Here is a 17,541-nt window from a genome sequence, read left to right as displayed (position 1 = left end):
TAAGTCAATATCTTTTTTAGTTGGTAAATTATAGTTCAAACTCTAAAATTGTCTTTGTACAATCGTATTTATATTTTATGATTGACCCATAAGTGAACGTGCTCATAACCAAACAGATAGGGGTTGCATTACATTGCTGGAACTAACCATTGATGAATCTGATACACTGATCAAGGTCGCTCATGCGCTTTCATCCAAAGTCAGAATTGATATTTTAAAATTATTAAATCAAAAGAAAATGAACGTAAATGAAATCGCCGAAGAGCTCAATCTGGCGGTCTCCACCATTGCCCTAAACGTTCGGGTTTTGGAAAAAGCGGGGATCATCTACACAGAAGTGCTTCCGGCAACGAGGGGAACCATGAAAGTATGTTCAAGGGTATTTGATGATATTCACATGGATCTCAGGATGAATTTCAATTACGAGATTAAGGAAAATGTCTATGAACTGGAGATGCCCATCGGCCATTATACCGATTCGGACATCTCGCCCACCTGCGGCATCATTACAAAAAACGGGGTGCTCGATCCTTTTGATGAGCCAGAGCTTTTTTACCATCCCGAGCGGGTGAACGCCCAGCTGGTCTGGTTTCGAAAAGGATACGTAGACTACCGGTTTCCGTTGCAGCTGCCGCCAAAGGCGAACATCCAATCCGTGCAATTTTCCATGGAGCTCTGTTCGGAAGCTCCCCAATACAATCATGAGTGGCCTTCTGATATCACCATCTGGGTAAACAACAAGGAAATCTGTACCTGGACATGTCCTGGGGATTTTGGGGAAAGAAAAGGAATCCTGAATCCGATCTGGTTCCCAACCGACGGGCACACCCAATACGGACTTTTGAAGACGTGGAAAATCAACTGGGAAGGAAGCTTCCTGGACGAAGTGCGGGTATCCGATATGACGTTAAAGGACGTTCTGGTTGATAAACAGAAGCACTTGAACTTCAGGGTAGGCATCAAATCAGACGCTGCGAATATTGGCGGAATCAACCTGTTCGGAAACATGCTCGGCGATTACCCGCAGGATATTCTAATGAGGATTTTGTATTCTTAAATGTTATATCAGAAAAATAAAAACAAGGGGCTGTCCAAAAAGTCTGGAAGCCGTTGATTTTCGTTTCAGGCCGCTCGCTTTCCGTGGGGCGTGCGGTGAGCCTCTTGCCGCACGCGCCTGCGGGAGTCTCACCTGTCACGCTAGTCCCACAGGAGTCTCGCGCCTTCCACTACAATCAACTTTCCAGGAAGCTTTTTACGCAAAAAGGAGCTTCCTGAAGGTCAATTTTTGACTTTCAGGACAGTTCCTTCATTTTTTACATGTCTAAAACATATCCGATAACTGATTATAAGCAAGAAATAAAAATAACCCTATGCATAATATGAACACTGTATTGCTCACCCAATTGTTTCGGTAATCTTTCTCTACGCGCTTGGAGTTGAGCAAAACAAACAAGGAAATAACCAAAAACGGCATAAATGTTGCTCCAAGTACACCGTATCCAATAATGAGAGCTACCGGTTCCCCAATAAAAAGAAGAAGCATCGATGGAAAGGTCAACAAGAACAGATAAAATTGATAGGATTTGGTTTTTTGCAGCGAGACCGTTGACTTTTTATCTTTTTTCACCGTTCGTACAAAATCAGCAAACAAATAAGGCAGGCCGTTCCATGGTCCCAGCAATGAAGTAAAGGAAGCGGACCAGAAACCGATTAAAAATAACCAGCGTACGCCTGTACCCATGTCTTCACCCAGCAGATTTGAAAGTTGAATCAGCCCTTGTTCTCCACTCAGTTTAATCTCAGTGCCATATAGAAATTGAGCCCCAATGATAAGAACCGATAAAGAGAAGATTGTCGTTACTGTATAGGCCACTTTGGAATCTATTCTCATTGACGGGATCCAGGATTTTCCGCTCCACCCTTTCTCTTTCAACCAATAGCCGTAAGAGACCATTGATATCGTACCGCCCACTCCCCCGATAAGACCCAGTACATTAAACAGTGAACCTTCAGGGACTTGGGGCACAATTCCAGAAGCGATATGCAGCAAGTTAGGAGCTGTCATTACTGCGGTTCCAACAACCGTAACAAACATAATCCCCACCAGGACCGTCATGATCCGTTCAAAAAAAGAGTACCTTCCAAACAAAACAAGCACATATCCTACAATAGAGTGGATAATAGCCCAAGCCCATAAGGGAAGAACCGGAAACATGGCGGTCATTGCCAACGCACAGGAAGAAGCAATTGCCGCGCCATAGACAACTGCAAAAATAACAGAATATATTCCAAAATAGCCAGTGATCCAACGCCCTAAAGAATGCCATCCCTCCAGAATGGTTTTGCCTGTCGCCAACTGGAAGCGGCCCATACTTTCATTAATAAAATACTTAAAAACGGCTCCCAAAACGATAGCCCATACAAAGGTCATGCCAAACGCTGCCCCTGCAACCAAGGCAGCCACTAAATCACCTGCTCCTACACCAGTAGCAGCAGTGATCAGCCCTGGACCAACCATACCTATTTTCTTTTTGAGTGATACCGGCTTAGCTGGAGCCATTTCCATATGTAATTCATTCCTCATTGATCTTCCTCCTTTTCACTAGTGACTAGCTTCTGCGGAGTCTGGGTGTGAGGGGTTAAAATTTGTAAGCAGTGTTAATTAGTTGTATCCACCTCCTATAAGTAATCTTATCCCCAGTTAAACATAACAAAGGATAAAAAAAGCACTTGTGTTTAACCGTTTGTTATATAAAATGGCGATTTATATTAACAAACGCAATTTCCATTGATTATATACGAAAAACTCCAGTGTGTATATAAATTGATTAAATATTTAAAATATTTAATTTGTAAAACGCAAAGTCTATTTACAAGCATCTGGTTGACAGGACATCAAATTCTGTCACATTATAAATTAGACACCAAACGGAAAAGATGCATACTGACTGCATTCAAAATGATAGAGGAGTGTTCCTTCATGACCAATCCCAAGGTTGAAGCGTTTTTTATCAGGGCCAAAAAGTGGAAGGAAGAATTTGAGAAGCTGAGAAGTATCGTTCTTAGCTGTGAAGAGTTAACCGAAGATTTCAAATGGATGCATCCGTGTTACACGTTTGAGGGCAAAAACGTCGTGTTAATCCACGGATTTAAGGAATATTGTGCCCTACTGTTCCACAAAGGGGCCCTTCTGCAGGATCCCCATGGGATTCTCATACAGCAAACAGAAAATGTCCAGGCAGCACGGCAGATTCGTTTCACCAATGTGCAAGAGATAGCTGAATTGGAGCCCTTCATAAAAGAGTATATTCAACAAGCGATTGAAGTGGAAAAAGCCGGTTTGGCAGTAGACTTTAAAGAGACTAAAGAATTCACCATTCCAGAAGAACTTCAATTGAAGTTCGATGAAAATCCTGACTTGAAGACGGCCTTTCAAGACCTGACCCCTGGACGTCAACGAGCCTACGTGCTTTATTTCTCTCAAGCCAAGCAACCCAAAACCCGACTGTCCAGAGTGGAGAAATATACGCAGCACATCCTTGAGGGAAAGGGATTAAATGATAAGTGAATTTGAGTAAAAAGCGGAGCGAATTGCTCTGTTTTTTTGTTGTTTCGAGAAAGAGTCCTTGGCAGAAGTCTGAATCTTCAGTTATTATTAATTATCATCTAATTCCGCCCAATTATTTAAAATTTTGCTCAATCAACCCTCATTTCCGCTCAATTCCCATCAAGTTTCGCTCAATTATCGCCAAATAGAAAAGCCTCTCCCTTTTTGGGCAGAGGCTTTAACACTATTCCTATTAAACTTTAAACGTTTCCCTCAAATTCTCATGATTAACAGCCGTAATTTCAAAGGCAAACATCCGGAAGACGAGCTGGACGAACAGTCCGAGACCGAAAGCAGTGATCACGGTTCCCGGGCCCAATGGACCGCCAAGCAGCCATCCGATAACTGCAATCGAGCATTCCAGCGATGATCGGCATACCCCTATGGGAAGTCCGGTACGCCTGCGGATCGAGACCATGAGCGAATCACGGGGTCCCGCCCCAAATCCCGAACCTATGTAAAAATAACTGCCGAGCGCCGTGGTGAACAGGCCGAGCACCACAAATCCCAAACTGCCCGGAAGACCGTTCGCCTTTGGAAGGAGATTCGTCCATAAAATAAAATCCATGAATAAACCGATCAGCGCCATGTTTGCAAGCGTCCCGATGCCAATCTTTTCTTTCAGAAGCATGATCAACAGCACGATCACGACGCTTACAAGAACCGTCGCCTGCCCGATCGTGAGGGGCATCCAGTGGGTAAGGCCTGCCTGAAATACCTCCCACGGACCAAAGCCTAAATTTCCCTTCATGACAAACACTGAACCCAGCGCAAACAAAAAAAGACCGAATATAAGCCTGGCGATACGCAACCCCTTCATCTTCTCTTCTCCCCATATCCCTTTTTAATGTCACATTATACGCTGGATTTTCAGAAAAATATAATATCTTGCTTACTTCTTATTCTGCCTGAACAAATCCAGCGATTTGTACCCTTTCGAAAGGATATCGACCATTTGAAGGTAACGCTTATTCCGGGTCTTCTCCTGCTTCGCTGAATAGATATACCGTGCCCAGTCTTTTTGGTAGCCCGGGGTTAAGCTATGATAAAAGTCCAGTTCCTTTGGATGGCTTGCGAGCAATTGCTCAATATCATTTACGTGCTGTTCGTAATCCGAAACCGATTGGCTTACTTTGGACTTCGCGGCTTTCTTTTTCTCCCGCTTTAAACCAACAACCGTAAAAACCTCATCCATGCTAACCATCCGTGCAAATTTGATATCACTGCTCCCCACATATCCGTCCTCACCGACATTCATTGCCGGAAATAATTCATCCCTGTGAACAAATGTTGAATATCGCTTGTTCCCCTTTTTCGGATAAGCAAAAAAGAGATATCCCTTCTCGGTTAACGGTTCATGTTGAATAATCGCTTTCGTATGCTTCACTATTTCATCCAATGTTTCAACAAAAATAAAAATGGCATCATGCTCTTTTGTAATCTCAGTAGGCTGATTGGTGAACACATCATAATCCTCTGGCTGATTAACGACAGCCATGTTCTGGTACTTTGATAGTTTTAATTTATCGATGATGGTCATATGCAGCTCCTTCGTATTCTTTGTTCGTCTGATGATTACTTTGATTATATAATAATCCGCAGAAGGATGGGGGATAAGGAACTTTTAAGGAGTTCTGCTTCGGGGCAGATATCTGAATTTTTAGTTTTACTCAATTATGGTCTGTTTTCGCCCAATTATTCTAAATTATACTTAATTATTCCTTCATTCTGCTCAATTCCCAGTAAAATCCGCCTAATTCCTTCTTCTACGAGTACTTCTGACTGCTTGCAGCAGGATTACAGATCAATCTATGGAATGTAATAGATTGGAAGCTACCTAGGTTAGGAGGATTTTATATGAACAGCCCTGTATTAAACGAGATTGGAACGGTTTTTATTCCTGTAAGCAACATCGAACGGGCAAGGGATTGGTATTGCGATCTGTTGGGTGTGCCGGCAGATGATGAAGTACAATTTGGCCATATTTATGTTCTTCCGATGAAAGGTTCGGGAATCGTACTGGACAGCAAGATTTACTCACCCGACAATATTACAAAAACACCGTTGTTCCACTTCAATACTCTTCATATTGAAGAAGCCCATGCTTATATGTTAAACAAGAATGTAGATGGATTAACCGAGATTCAGCATGGACACTATTTTAATTTTCAGGACCCGGACGGCAACTGCCTGATGGTTTGTAAATGCTAAGGAGGATTTATGTCTTTGATTCAGCTTATCGAAATTAACGCAGAAAACTACCGCGAAGCCCTGGAGCTGTCTGTCCATCCCGATCAGGCAAGGTTTGTATCATCGGCTACTCCGCCGGTTGCCATGGCGCTCGCGAAAGCTTACATACGCCCGGAGAACCGGGTGGTTGAGCCCTATGGCATCTATAACGGCGACGAGTTAGTAGGATTCCTAAACCTTCATTATACGCCGGAAAGTCAGGACGATTATTGGGTCTTTCACTTTTTTATCGATAAAAGGTTCCAGCGAAGCGGCTTTGGGGCACAGGCATTAAATGAAGTCATCAAAAAGCTGAAGCAGCAGCATCCCTCTGCCTACCGTCTGCGCCTGACGGTCCATACAGAGAACCTGACAGCACAATCCTTTTATAAAAAGTTCGGTTTTAAGGACGACGGCACCCTTACCTACGGGGACCCAACGTATTCATATCTTTTTTAAGCAAGCGGCTTGGCCAGTGATGTTTTCTTCTTTTGGTGCAGGGAATAAAAATACCATAAGACATCAATAATGGAGGGAGAACTGAACATGAAGGCTAAGAATCAGCTTTATCGCGATTTTACCGACAAAAATAATGGTTTATCCAGTACACAAGAAGTTCTCTACAAAAAAGCGTTTAAGAAGGCCGCAAAGGCTGATCAAAGTAATTAGTGATAAAGAAAACAGAAACAGGCTGCGACTCCGGTCGCAGCCTGTTTTTATCCTTCACTCCACGGATCCTTTACGAGCATCGGACCGTTCTCCGTTTTCAAAAGCAGGGATTCCTGTCCGCGGCTGTATTCCGCGAGCGAGCAAGCACCCTTCCCCGTTTCCATTTGAACATCAATATGAACAGGAAACTGACTGAGCTCCTGAACCAGCCTCTGTGCCTTGTGCATTGGCAGCGGTTGTTCACAGCGAATGATCAGATCAAGATCGCTGCCAGCATGGGCAGTGTCCAGTCCGGAAGCAAGTTCGAACCCTACACTCCCGGTCGGTCCCCAGACCATCTCTTCTGACGTCATTAACTCGTCCACCCGGTCAAGCACCTCGATCGCCACAATCGAAAGTCTCCGATTTGTCTGTTTCCATTGCTTCTCCTGTGCCAGCTGTTCCGGTGAAATCACGATGGAGCATTCTTCCTCTGGTAAAAAACAGCCGAACCGCTGGTTGCGCGTCTCTCCCCTGATGCCGACCGGTATTCTGCCTTCAAGTCCTGCAGCCCGACGGACTACAACAAATGGTTTATCGGTGAGTTCCCCGGTCACCCACTCCGGCACCTCGGTCAGACAGATCAGTTTTGAAATGTCGTCAACGCGAATGAGGTCGTGCGTTCTTATTTCCATTGTTCCGCCAGCTTTTTTCTCACTTCGATTGAAGCTTTTCTCCCACCATTTACGGCATTTTCCGAGGTTAGCCGGTTCTTGAGATCTGGTCCGCCTTCTCGAATGTCTTCCACCGTTTCCTCGAGTTTCTTTCGAACGGCTTCCACCTCTTCTTGTGAAGGTGAGTCAGCATCGATTCCGCTAATCAGTGAAGAGAGCGCTCCAAGGCTGTTGAAGGAATGAATGTCATACGCCATGGCCGGTACCTTTTTCGTGGCTTCTTCCAGTTCCTCAATCGTCCGGCGTGTAACTCGGGCAGCAGATTGCTTGGACATGGCATGCACATTCACTCCAACATCATCGAGGGCCAAAATGCGGTTCGCCTGGAAGCCGTGGGACAAGAAAGCCCCGGAAATTGCATTTCCGACGATCAGGGCAATGACCGGGTGGCCATTCAGCCTTGCCGATGCATACGCATTGACTGCAGCCGCACACGCCTGATGGATCGCAAAAAGCTCTTCTTTATGTCCGTATGCCTGGCTTGGAACATCAATGATAGCCACAATCGGACGAGGAGTCCCGCCTTGATCGGCTTCCATTGATTCCCGAACATAACGAGCGATGCTCCAGCCTTCAAGAAGGCCAACTTCCCCATGACGAACCCGGGGAAAACGGTGGTGAACATCCGGAACGATCGAAAGGAACCGCGCTGTTTCATCTCCGAGCTTCGCATCTGCACATAAAACAGATCGAACATCCTCACTCAAGGATGGCTGATTACCTGTTAGCGCTTCAAACCATGTTTGTCCCCTGCTCGTTATTTCTTCTTCAGAAGATGTAGGTGCATGCTCAAACGCTGGTGATCCGGAACCTTGCTGATTGATGATTTCCCTGACACTTGCCGGGCTCCATTCTGCTGTCGGATCCACGCTTTTGATGAGAGAAAGATACTTTTCCACCTGTGCACTACGAGGCTCATCATCTTCTGGCTGCATGAAGGAAACGATACCTTCTTTTATGATCTCCACATCATCGTCTGCCAGCAGATCGGCAAAACCAGTGGCGACGCGCTGTTCCCCGCCGATCGTTCCCCAGATGAGTTGACGGTCAGTGGAATCGAATTCCTCAAGTCCTGCTTCCTGCTCAATGACCTCAGGCCCGTTTAAGCCCAGGCGGCCTTCCCGTGTCATGATAAGCTTCGAGCACAATCCAGCTGTAATGGACATGCCGCCAAAGCAGCCGACTTTTCCAGGGATCACACCGATGACAGGGACCGAGTCACGCAGTTCCACGATAGCGGAGCCGATTTCGGCAATGGACATCAGCCCGTAATTCGCTTCCTGAAGCCGGACGCCTCCTGTATCAAACAGGATAACCGTATAGATTGTGCGGCCTTCCTGGTTATCTTTAATGGCGAGCTCCAGTGCACCGGCAATCTTGCTTCCGGAGACTTCGCCGATGCCACCGCCTTGGAAAGCACCTTCAATCGAAATAACCAGTGTTCGTTTGCCATCAATCTCTCCTTGAGCAATGACGACCCCGTCATCGTTTTGCGGGATGATTCCCTGTGGCTCAAGGTGAGACGATTTCATTCGCTGAAACGGATCAAGCAGCTCATGAAACGTTCCTTCATCAAGCAGCGCCTGTACCCGCTCCCTTGCATTCAATTCGGCCAAACTTAGTTTAAGCAGGTTCATGGTTACGGCTCACCTCCAATGCTTGTGCCAGACGGATCGATACGACGCCGGGTGTCGCCCCAAAATCATTGATCTCAATTTGCACCGCTACCGGATGGGAGGCAAAAAAGCGTTCCAGTACCTTATCCCATGTATCTCCAAACCCGTCACTGCCTGTCCGAATGGTCACGCTCGCTTTTTGAACGGATGACGGCTCCAGCAGCACTTCCAGGTCACCAGATGCGACCACGCCTGCATGCGCACGCTTGTGGCATTCTTCCATTGCTTCATATTCAAAATGTAACGTTTCCAACTGCCACTCCTCCTTTTACGTTTCTCTCTTTTTGTAAGGCATCCAAAAACAATACCGCGGCTAGCAGATCGGCACTTCCTCCCGGGGAAACAAACCACTCCATCATCTGTCGGTCCAGTCTCATTAATGCAAGTCGTCCTGCAGTTGTCGATGTGCTCCCGGTATCCAATACATCCCTGGCACCGTTCTTGACCGTTTCGAGAGCCTCCATGCCACCCCGGTGCAGGATGCATGTATCATCCAGTTCACTCATGATCGCCAGAAGTGTATCGAGCCTGGCATTGGTTTCCGGAATTCCTTTTTCTCGTGCATTTTGTAAAAATGGCAAACCCACTTTGCACAAATGCGGAAAATTCAGTTGAGCTTCCCCTCTCGCACCAGGAACCTGATAAGCAGCTTTCACCTTAGAACCATTGGTTGAGGCAACAGGACAATAACGGTCAGGAAAACGGGCGATTGTGCCTGCCCGCTCTGCCAAAAATTCAGGATCAGATAATTTAGCATCACCTGCAGCGGCTGAAACCAGCAATCCCAAGGACCAAATCGCCCCTTTGTGGGCGTTGACGTCACCGGTAACACCGAGCATCACCTGCTCACCATTTCTTCCAATCGCTGCGATCTCTTCACGCAACTCCTGGCTCGGTACCCTCTCATAAGAAGCTTCCGCAATTTCAGCAAAAACAGGTCTCAAGCTCTCCGCCGACCGGTGCATCAACTGCAGTGTCAGATCATAATGTGCACCGTTGTTCTCCTGATCAACAAGTCCCGGCTTTGGCGTGAGGTTCACTTCATCCAATAAAGCCTGAACTGCCAGTTCTGCCAAGGTTTCTGCCACCATGGTCTTTTGATCCATCACCAGCTCCTGAAGCTTGCCGGCGGGTTGTAGAGCCCTTTGGACCAGTCAACAATCTCTTCCACACTTTTGGCTGCAAGCAGGGAGCGTTTGGCTTCTGTCCGGTTCACACCAAGATTTTCTGGGAAAGCTATAAGCCCCTTATCCCGTAAAGCCGCGGTCTGTTTCGTGTCATGCTGCAGCCCGATCGGCGTCACGCCCGCCACCGCTGACAGAGCCTGGCGCCGTTCTTCCACACTGTCGCTTTTATAGAGATAAGCGATCCCTTCCTCTGTCACCACGTGGGTCACATCATCGCCATAGATCATGACCGGAGCCGTCGCCAGATTCGCATCAAGTCCGACCTTCACTGCATCCATCGATTCCACGAACACCGGCTCGTTTCCTTTTTGGAAGGTTTCTACCATTTGAACGACAAGCTTTCTTCCACGGGCAAGCTCGTCATTGCTTGTTCTCATATCGAGCCATGCCGGAGTGGAGTGCCGGCGCCCGCGTGGGTCGTGGCCCATGTTCGGAGCTCCGCCAAACCCTGCGAGCCTCCCGGACGTAACCGTTGAAGAGTTGCCATCCCGGTCCATCTGCAAGGTTGACCCTACAAAGAGATCGACCGCATACTGGCCAGCCACCTGGGACATTGCGCGGTTGGAGCGAAGACTTCCATCTCTTCCGGTGAAAAAGACATCGGGACGCGCTGCCACATACTGTTCCATCCCGACTTCCCCGCCGAAACAGTGGATGCTTTCCACCCAGCCGCTCTCGATTGCAGGGATCAACGTCGGATGCGGATTAAGTGCCCAGTGCTTGCAGATCTTCCCTTTTAATCCGAGTGACTCGCCATACGTCGGCAGCAACAATTCAATCGCCGCCGTATTGTACCCGATCCCATGATTCAAGGACTGAACCTGATGCCGCTCATACACCCCGCGGATCGTCATCATCGCCATCAAGACCTGAAGATCGGTAATATGTCTTGGATCACGGGTGAACAGCGGCTCCAGCTGATACGGCTTGTCCGCCACCACCACAAAATCGATCCACGAGCCAGGAATATCAACACGCGGAAGCTCGTCCACCAGTTCGTTCACCTGGGCGATGACGATGCCGTCCTTAAAGGCCGCGGCTTCGACAATCGTTGGTGTCTCTTCCGTGTTGGCCCCTGTGTAAAGGTTGCCATACACGTCCGCCTGATCGGCTGCCACCAGGGCAACGTTCGGAATGAGGTCGATGAACAAACGGCCGAACAGCTCCAGGTACGTGTGGATCTCACCCATCTTCAGCTTTCCGTCCTCCAGCATCTGGGCGACCCGGAGACTTTGCGGACCGGCATAGGCAAAATCGATTTTCTCGGCGATGCCGTATTCAAAAATATCCAGATGCTCCGGACGGGAGATACTGGACATGATCATATGCAGCTGGTTCACCTTTTTGGGATCCACCTGGGTCAGCACGTGCGACAAAAAAGACGCCTGTTTCTGGTTGTCTCCCTCCAGCACCACCCGGTCACCCGGAGAGATCAGCATCTCGAGGGCTTCTACCATTTTTTCCGCCGGAAGGATTTTATCTTCAGCCAGCTGACTTACTTGTAAAATCTTTTTCGCTTTTTTATCCCTTCTCGTCGTCCATGAACGTTCTTCGGTCGCTTCGTTTATCATATGATTCTCTCCCTTCCTGCTTTCAGCCATTTCTATATCTTTTACCTAATAAAACAGCGGACTTCATCCCGCTCTCTGAAAGGGACATTGAGCGAACCAACGGAAGCGCTGCACCCGCCAGATCGGTGAGTACCCTGCCCGGAGGCATCTCCAGGAACAGGGTCGCCCCCATCTCTTTCATGAGCAGTGTCGCTTCGTGCCACTTGACCGGCCGGGCGATGCTGACCGCCAAATCATGACGGATGTCATCACCTCTGCGAAGTGCACGTGCTGTTGAATTGCTCAGGCACGGAATGGACGGGTTTTTAAAAGAAACCTTGTCCAGTTCGGCTGCCAGCTTTTGTGACACCCCTTGAAGCAGTTCACAGTGAGAAGGAACACTGACCGGAAGTAGAAATGCTTTTCGTGCTCCCTCCTGCTTGGCCAGCTCCAGAACATGCTCAATACCCCGCTTGTCCCCCGCCAGCGTGACCTGATCTTCGGCGTTCAGATTGGCCGGATAAACCGGTTGGTCTTCGCTGAAGGCATCCGCTGTCAGCTTCAAGACTTTATCCTGCTTTACCCCGGTAACCACTCCCATGCCATAGCCTTCCGGATAGGATTGTTCCATTAATTCCGCCCGGCGTCTGACAGTAGTCAGTGCCGACGGAAAATCCATCGCACCGGCAATGACGGCAGCGGCAAAAGCACCAATAGAATGGCCCGCCGCCATTTCCGGCTTTACGCCTTCCTCTAATAGGACTCTCGCCGCGGCGATCTCAGACACCAACAAGCAGATCTGAACGAAAACCGTTGATTGAAGTTTTTCCTCGGAATCGAGTGTTAGAACATCCATCCCAAGGATCTCACCCGCTTCTGCGATCGTTTGATGGATCACCGGGTGATCGGGCAATTCGTGAAGCATTCCCGGAACCTGAGAACCCTGTCCGGGAAAAAGAAACGCGATGCTCACTGAATCCCCTCCGTTTCTTTTAAAACTTTTAAGCAAAAAAAGCTTTCATGACGATAAAGAAAAGTGAAGGCACGATCAGGCAGCCTAAGCCGGTATAAAAGGTAGCTGTTAATGCTCCGTACGGAACGAGCTTCGGATCGGTCGCAGCCAATCCCCCTGCCACACCACTCGTGGTCCCGAGCAGCCCGCCGAACACGAGTGCCGACTGCGGATTATTCAGCCCGATGTACTTGGCCACAAACGGTGTAAACACCATGGTAAACACCGATTTTACGAGACCGGCCGCGATCGATAGCGCCATCACTTCTGAACTGGCGCCAATCGCGCTGCCTGTCACCGGTCCGACGATATAGGTGACCGTGCCCGCTCCAATCGTAGTCAGACTCACCGCATCGGTATACCCGAACGCAAGCGCGATAACGACACCGAACACAAACGAAACGATAACACCCAGGAATAAGGAGATCACGCCCCCAACTCCCGCCTTTTTAATCTCATCAAAGCTTGCACCAAACGCGGTCGACACAATGGCAAAATCCCTGAGCATGCCGCCGCCCATAATACCGATGCCGGCAAAGATGCCGATATCAGCCAGCCCCTTCTCACCGCCCGTGTTGAGCCCTCCAAGATAGGCAACAAACAAGCCGAGGATGATGGCAATCGCCGATCCGTGGATGCGCCCTCTCGTGAACTTGTCTGATAGAAAATACGATACATACATGATAACACCGATCAACGCAAAGGAGAGAACAAGACCATTATCCTTGAATACAGAAACGAGGGTATCCATCATCGTACCGGCTCCTCTCTATAGTCCGGCGTAATGGGTTCAGCTTTTCTTTGTTTCTGGCCGATCTTACTCAATATCGGTACAAGCAGAAAACTGATGACGACCGATCCTGCCCCGGCAATGATCGCTACAGGCCCTCCCTTAACCGCCGCCACGACATTCTGTTGGGCACTCATCGCCACAACGATCGGAATGTACATCGAACTCCAGAAGTTCAAGCCTTCCTGAGATTTCAGCTCCAGCTTTCCTCTCTTCTTTAACGCATCCACGATGAGAACGAGCAAAAGCATACCTACCCCGACACCGCCGACATTGGACTCAACGCCCAGCACGATTCCAAGCAGGTCCCCCACAAATGCACCAACCAATGTACAGATTGCCAGCAACGCAACACCATAAATCACCAACTGAAACACCTCCTGATTTTTGAAAGCGCTAACAAAATAATGGATACTGTCGACAATTTGCTTCTAAATCTGGGTGACTGAACATGGTGGGTCGTGCTCTAGCTGCTCTATCTGTTGATTTTTCTGAATATTAAGCTTATTGTATAGGAAGAGGCAACAGTCGACAACCCTTTTATGAAAAAAATGTGAGGAGCAGATATGATGGCCACTTCAGAATTCGATAAACACGCCCTTTCCAACCGCATTGCCGAAAAAATTACACACCAAATCATCACAGGAGAACTGAAGCCAGGGGAAAAACTCGTGGAGAACCTGTACGCCGAGGAGTTCGGCATCAGCCGCGCGCCCATCCGCGAAGCCATCTACCTTTTAACAATCGAAGGACTTGTGGAGAAGATTCCGAGAAAAGGAGCCGTCGTGAAACACTACTCCCCCAATGAAATCTATGATTTGCTGGAGATCCGAAACATGTTGGAATCCATGGCGATGAGACGGATTAAGGAGCATGGCGTCGATCCGGCCATCATCAAAAAGATGAACAGCCTCCTCGACACGATGCAGGAGGAACGGGACGTGAACCATTACGCCCAGCTCAACCAGCTCTTTCACAAGTACATCATCGAGATGAGCCAGAGCGAAACGATCAAGACCATATACAACCGCCTCACCACACCGCTCCTCACCATCCAGAGCATCTCCTTCTCCTACGGAGGCAACATCGAAAAATCCATCGAGGAGCACTCCCTCCTCATCCACCTCCTCCGCAGCCAGAAGCTGGACGAGGCAAAAGGATTGCTGGAGAAGCATAACCATGATGTGGTTGTGGGGTTTAAAGGTTAAATTGAAAAGCAGAGCTAATATAGCTCTGCTTTTGAAAAAAATAGTCTACAAGAATATTCATTATTTTAATATAGTCACCTTTTCTCTTTTTTCAAAATGATAATGTAACCGATAATTACAAATCTGCTTTGTCCATTCGTAAATAATCTCCCTGAACATTTCGGCAAATGTTATATTAATTGAAAATGTTCTACCCTGAAATTCAATAAGCCCCTTCAAACTCCCACTCCACTTCGACATCGGCATACTTGCTATCAGAGAAGCCACCTTCTTTTCATCATAATCCCACAGCCGTCTGGAGGCTTTATCGGAAAAGTCGATTCGCTTTCTGTATTCTTTCTCAGTCAAATATTGATGAAAAAATGGTGCGACTTCTTCCGGCATTACCGGTTTATACCACTCATCCTGCCCTCTGGTCAGCATATACTCCAAAACGATCATTTTATAGCTTTTGGCCATACCCGTTCTTTCAACTTCCATAAACCACTCTTCATTATGAAGGAATGCATCCTGTTCCAACTCACTTAACTCGCCTGCCCAGTATAAAAAACCTGGGTAGGACTTAAATTCCTGTTTATACTCCGTGCTGTTTGATTTTCCATGAAGATGAAGCTCCAAGTACGTCGGCCTTCTTCCCAGTTCCTTTTTCAATTATATATAATCACCATACAGCTTATCTTTTCTAGGCTGCCGCTTTCTTTTCATTCAACAGATCGATAACCGCTAATTCTAAATTCAGTTCGCAGCCAGGAGGAACGGCTGGTATTTCCATTCTCTTGCTGTTACCTTTTTCCTGAGGCTCTGTATTAAATAATTGCAGTTTAATGTCCGCATTTCGATAGTTGCCGATCAAATCGATAATGACACAATGTTCCTTGCCAGCAAATAAGCGGAGACCCCTTCCTACCTGCTGGGTAAATACAGTCAATGATTCCGTCGGCCGGACAAAAAGGAGCGTATCCACAGAAGGAATATCGACTCCTTCATTGAATAAATCGACCGTGAAAATGATGTCGATTACTCCCTGATCCAGCTGGCATATTGCTTCCATACGAGTAATTCCTACTGTTTGAGAGTTTAAACTCACTGTTTGATAACCCTTGGTGTTAAAGTAATCCGATAAAAAATTGGCTTGCCGTATGGAGGAACAAAAGGAAATCGTCCTTGTTTGTTTGTAAGTTTTCCATGCCTCTACTATTTTTTCAGCCATCTCTTCCCTCAGTTGGAAAGAAGCCAACTCCTCCTCATCATACCGGGTTCCAAGCCAGGTAATCTGAGAATAATCAGTCTCATCATACACACCGTAATAATGAAAGGGAGCCAGCCATTGTTTTTGAATGGCCTCAATAAAATGAAGCTGGTAGGCTACATTACCATCACAGGTTGCATAGACATCCTTCCCATCCATACGGTCTGGTGTAGCAGTAATGCCGAGTAAAAACTGTGGTTCAAAATAATTGATGACTTTTTTATAGGAAGCTGCTGCAGCATGATGGAATTCATCCACAATAATCAGATCAAAATCATTCGGGCTAAAACTGGCAAGGTGACGGTGGATGCCAAGTGTATAAATGGAGGCAAAAATGCAATCTGCCTCTCCTTCCTTTTCTTTTCCATTATTAAGACCCATTGTTCTTTCCGGCATGATTTTACGAAATGACTCTCTGGCCTGTCCCAGTATTTCTTCTCTGTGCGCAATAAATAGGATTCTTTTAAAGTTTTGTACAAAAAATCCGGCAAGGTAAGTTTTCCCTAAACCAGTTGCCATCACCACCATAGCTTTTGTATATCCTTCTTCCATTGTACTGATAAGCATGTCCAACGCTTCCTGTTGCGCTTGTCTTGGAGATATGACAGTAAAAGGCGCTGAAGTTTCCATAATTATTTGCGGTTCGGATTGGGCTGGAAGGGTTAATTCCTCTTCTTCTGCCTCTGTCCATTCCTTCAGCAAGTTGGGATGACGGTTGTGATAGTTATCGTAAGCGATCCGATAATCCTTTAACGTCTCCTCATTAATCGGGACCGTTTGTTCATGGTGGAAGGTTTTAATAAAAGCATCAAGCGCCTCCTGATAGATATCCTGATCGATCTCTTCATTCACAATCAAATTCCATTCAACACCGCTCGTTAGCGCTGATCTCGAAAGATTGGAGGACCCAATAATAAAGTAACCTTGGCCGTCTTCGTTTTGAAAAAGATAGGCTTTCGGATGGAAGGACCGTCCATTGCTGCGGTACAGTTGGATTTCAATCTTGGGGTCGATGTCCAGCAGTTTTTGAAGGGCATCCGGCTGAGTTACATATAGATAATCCCCTGTGCAGATTTTGACCTCTGCCCCTCGGCTGGCTGCTTCTTTTAAAAAAGGAGCCAGCAAGCTGACTCCGGACTTCATTACAAATGACGTTAAAATATAGATAGAACTTGCATCACTTAATAAAGCTGACAATTCCTCTTTCAAGTTACCTGTTACAAGTTTAATAGATTTCATTCATCTTCAACATCCACAAGGAAGATTCGCTTTTCAAAACCTCCGCGCTTTTCTGCTTTTTCTTTACGGACACGTTCCACTTCAGAAATATCAGATCTATGTACTTTTGCTAAAGCATGCATCAATTCCAGCAGATCTGCCAATTCTTCAACTGCATGTTCATTAGATTCAGCTGAAGCATATTCATCCAGCTCTTCGTAGCATTTCTTCTTGAGTTCTTTTATGTATTCATCGTTTTCCAGGAGAGTGGTATTGAAAGATTTTCCTGTTTTTGCGATAACTTCTGGTATTTTATCGCGGACGAGTTTGTTGTAGGTAGGCATTTATCTAACCTCTTTTCATAAATCTAGTAACTTTATTGTAACTTATTACTTTATAAGACTCTAATTTATGTTTAAAGCAATAACATTAA

Annotated in this window: 18 protein-coding genes and 1 pseudogene; 6 read left to right on the top strand and 13 right to left on the bottom strand. The window is 46.8% G+C overall.

The genetic code is table 11. The features are described 5' to 3' along the window. The first annotated feature begins 133 nt into the window (after positions 1-133). Positions 134-1,057, top strand: coding sequence for an ArsR/SmtB family transcription factor (locus QNH15_RS07795; RefSeq protein ID WP_283893846.1), 924 nt, complete (start codon positions 134-136; stop codon positions 1,055-1,057). A 264-nt stretch (positions 1,058-1,321) separates the two neighbouring features. On the opposite strand, the gene QNH15_RS07790 is transcribed toward QNH15_RS07795, so the two are convergent. Continuing rightward, on the bottom strand, positions 1,322-2,584 hold the full coding sequence (locus tag QNH15_RS07790; RefSeq protein WP_283893845.1) for an Nramp family divalent metal transporter: 1,263 nt from the start codon (positions 2,582-2,584) through the stop codon (positions 1,322-1,324). A 396-nt stretch (positions 2,585-2,980) separates the two neighbouring features. Here QNH15_RS07790 and QNH15_RS07785 point away from each other — a divergent pair, with 396 nt between their 5' ends. Beyond that, a complete protein-coding gene (locus tag QNH15_RS07785) occupies positions 2,981-3,568 on the top strand; it encodes a YdeI/OmpD-associated family protein (protein ID WP_283893843.1) in 588 nt (195 codons plus the stop codon). Between the two features lie 232 nt (positions 3,569-3,800). Here the strand turns inward: QNH15_RS07785 and QNH15_RS07780 are convergent, their stop codons facing one another. Together QNH15_RS07780 and QNH15_RS07775 are read right to left on the bottom strand one after the other, a co-directional pair. Continuing rightward, the gene (locus tag QNH15_RS07780; protein WP_283893842.1) at positions 3,801-4,427 is read right to left on the bottom strand and encodes a YczE/YyaS/YitT family protein; all 627 of its coding nucleotides are present in this window, start codon (positions 4,425-4,427) and stop codon (positions 3,801-3,803) included. Between the two features lie 72 nt (positions 4,428-4,499). After that, positions 4,500-5,147 (bottom strand): YdeI/OmpD-associated family protein, encoded by a 648-nt coding sequence (locus QNH15_RS07775; RefSeq protein ID WP_283893840.1) that lies wholly within the window; start codon positions 5,145-5,147, stop codon positions 4,500-4,502. 317 nt (positions 5,148-5,464) lie between these two features. On the opposite strand from QNH15_RS07775, the gene QNH15_RS07770 reads away from it, so the two are divergent. From QNH15_RS07770 to QNH15_RS07760, 3 genes are all read left to right on the top strand, one after another. Next, on the top strand, positions 5,465-5,818 hold the full coding sequence (locus tag QNH15_RS07770) for a VOC family protein (protein WP_283893839.1): 354 nt from the start codon (positions 5,465-5,467) through the stop codon (positions 5,816-5,818). A 9-nt stretch (positions 5,819-5,827) separates the two neighbouring features. After that, positions 5,828-6,295, top strand: a complete 468-nt coding sequence (locus QNH15_RS07765; protein WP_283893837.1) for a GNAT family N-acetyltransferase — start codon at positions 5,828-5,830, stop codon at positions 6,293-6,295. A gap of 87 nt (positions 6,296-6,382) precedes the next feature. Further along, on the top strand, positions 6,383-6,505 hold the full coding sequence (locus QNH15_RS07760) for a YfhE family protein (protein ID WP_283893835.1): 123 nt from the start codon (positions 6,383-6,385) through the stop codon (positions 6,503-6,505). Positions 6,506-6,552: 47 nt separating this feature from the next. Here the strand turns inward: QNH15_RS07760 and QNH15_RS07755 are convergent, their stop codons facing one another. From QNH15_RS07755 to madL, 8 genes are read right to left on the bottom strand one after another with little or no spacing between them, the layout of a single operon-like run. Further along, a complete protein-coding gene (locus QNH15_RS07755) occupies positions 6,553-7,179 on the bottom strand; it encodes a malonate decarboxylase holo-ACP synthase (protein ID WP_283893834.1) in 627 nt (208 codons plus the stop codon). Then, on the bottom strand, positions 7,170-8,855 hold the full coding sequence (locus QNH15_RS07750; RefSeq protein WP_283893833.1) for a biotin-independent malonate decarboxylase subunit beta: 1,686 nt from the start codon (positions 8,853-8,855) through the stop codon (positions 7,170-7,172). Before QNH15_RS07750 ends, QNH15_RS07755 begins: the two co-directional genes overlap by 10 nt. Continuing rightward, a complete protein-coding gene (locus QNH15_RS07745) occupies positions 8,842-9,147 on the bottom strand; it encodes a malonate decarboxylase subunit delta (protein WP_283893832.1) in 306 nt (101 codons plus the stop codon). The genes QNH15_RS07750 and QNH15_RS07745 overlap by 14 nt, the downstream gene beginning before the upstream one ends. Beyond that, positions 9,128-10,000 (bottom strand): triphosphoribosyl-dephospho-CoA synthase, encoded by an 873-nt coding sequence (locus tag QNH15_RS07740; protein WP_283893830.1) that lies wholly within the window; start codon positions 9,998-10,000, stop codon positions 9,128-9,130. The genes QNH15_RS07745 and QNH15_RS07740 overlap by 20 nt, the downstream gene beginning before the upstream one ends. Then, positions 10,000-11,652, bottom strand: coding sequence for a malonate decarboxylase subunit alpha (gene mdcA / locus QNH15_RS07735; RefSeq protein WP_283893828.1), 1,653 nt, complete (start codon positions 11,650-11,652; stop codon positions 10,000-10,002). The genes QNH15_RS07740 and mdcA overlap by 1 nt, the downstream gene beginning before the upstream one ends. Before the next feature lie 22 nt (positions 11,653-11,674). Then, positions 11,675-12,604 carry a malonate decarboxylase subunit epsilon gene (gene mdcH / locus QNH15_RS07730; protein ID WP_283893826.1) on the bottom strand — a complete coding sequence of 310 codons (930 nt, stop codon included), beginning with the start codon at positions 12,602-12,604 and terminating at the stop codon, positions 11,675-11,677. 28 nt (positions 12,605-12,632) lie between these two features. Continuing rightward, positions 12,633-13,397 carry a malonate transporter subunit MadM gene (gene madM, locus QNH15_RS07725; RefSeq protein WP_283893824.1) on the bottom strand — a complete coding sequence of 255 codons (765 nt, stop codon included), beginning with the start codon at positions 13,395-13,397 and terminating at the stop codon, positions 12,633-12,635. After that, positions 13,394-13,801, bottom strand: a complete 408-nt coding sequence (gene madL / locus QNH15_RS07720) for a malonate transporter subunit MadL (RefSeq protein ID WP_283893822.1) — start codon at positions 13,799-13,801, stop codon at positions 13,394-13,396. Before madL ends, madM begins: the two co-directional genes overlap by 4 nt. 198 nt (positions 13,802-13,999) lie before the next feature. Between madL and QNH15_RS07715 the strand changes: the two genes are divergently transcribed. Beyond that, positions 14,000-14,641, top strand: a complete 642-nt coding sequence (locus QNH15_RS07715; RefSeq protein WP_347343372.1) for a GntR family transcriptional regulator — start codon at positions 14,000-14,002, stop codon at positions 14,639-14,641. Positions 14,642-14,701: 60 nt separating this feature from the next. Here QNH15_RS07715 and QNH15_RS07710 read toward each other — a convergent pair. Continuing rightward, positions 14,702-17,129 (bottom strand): annotated as a pseudogene (locus tag QNH15_RS07710) (DEAD/DEAH box helicase family protein). Further along, a complete protein-coding gene (locus QNH15_RS07705; RefSeq protein ID WP_283893820.1) occupies positions 17,126-17,452 on the bottom strand; it encodes a nucleoside triphosphate pyrophosphohydrolase in 327 nt (108 codons plus the stop codon). The pseudogene QNH15_RS07710 and the gene QNH15_RS07705 overlap by 4 nt, the downstream one beginning before the upstream one ends. Positions 17,453-17,541 lie beyond the last annotated feature (89 nt).

Origin of the sequence: Fictibacillus enclensis, assembly GCF_030123385.1 — a bacterium.
GTDB lineage: Bacteria > Bacillota > Bacilli > Bacillales > Fictibacillaceae > Fictibacillus_C > Fictibacillus_C enclensis.
The sequence above is the reverse complement of the archived record's forward strand: the minus strand, read 5'-3'. Positions and strand labels throughout refer to the sequence as shown.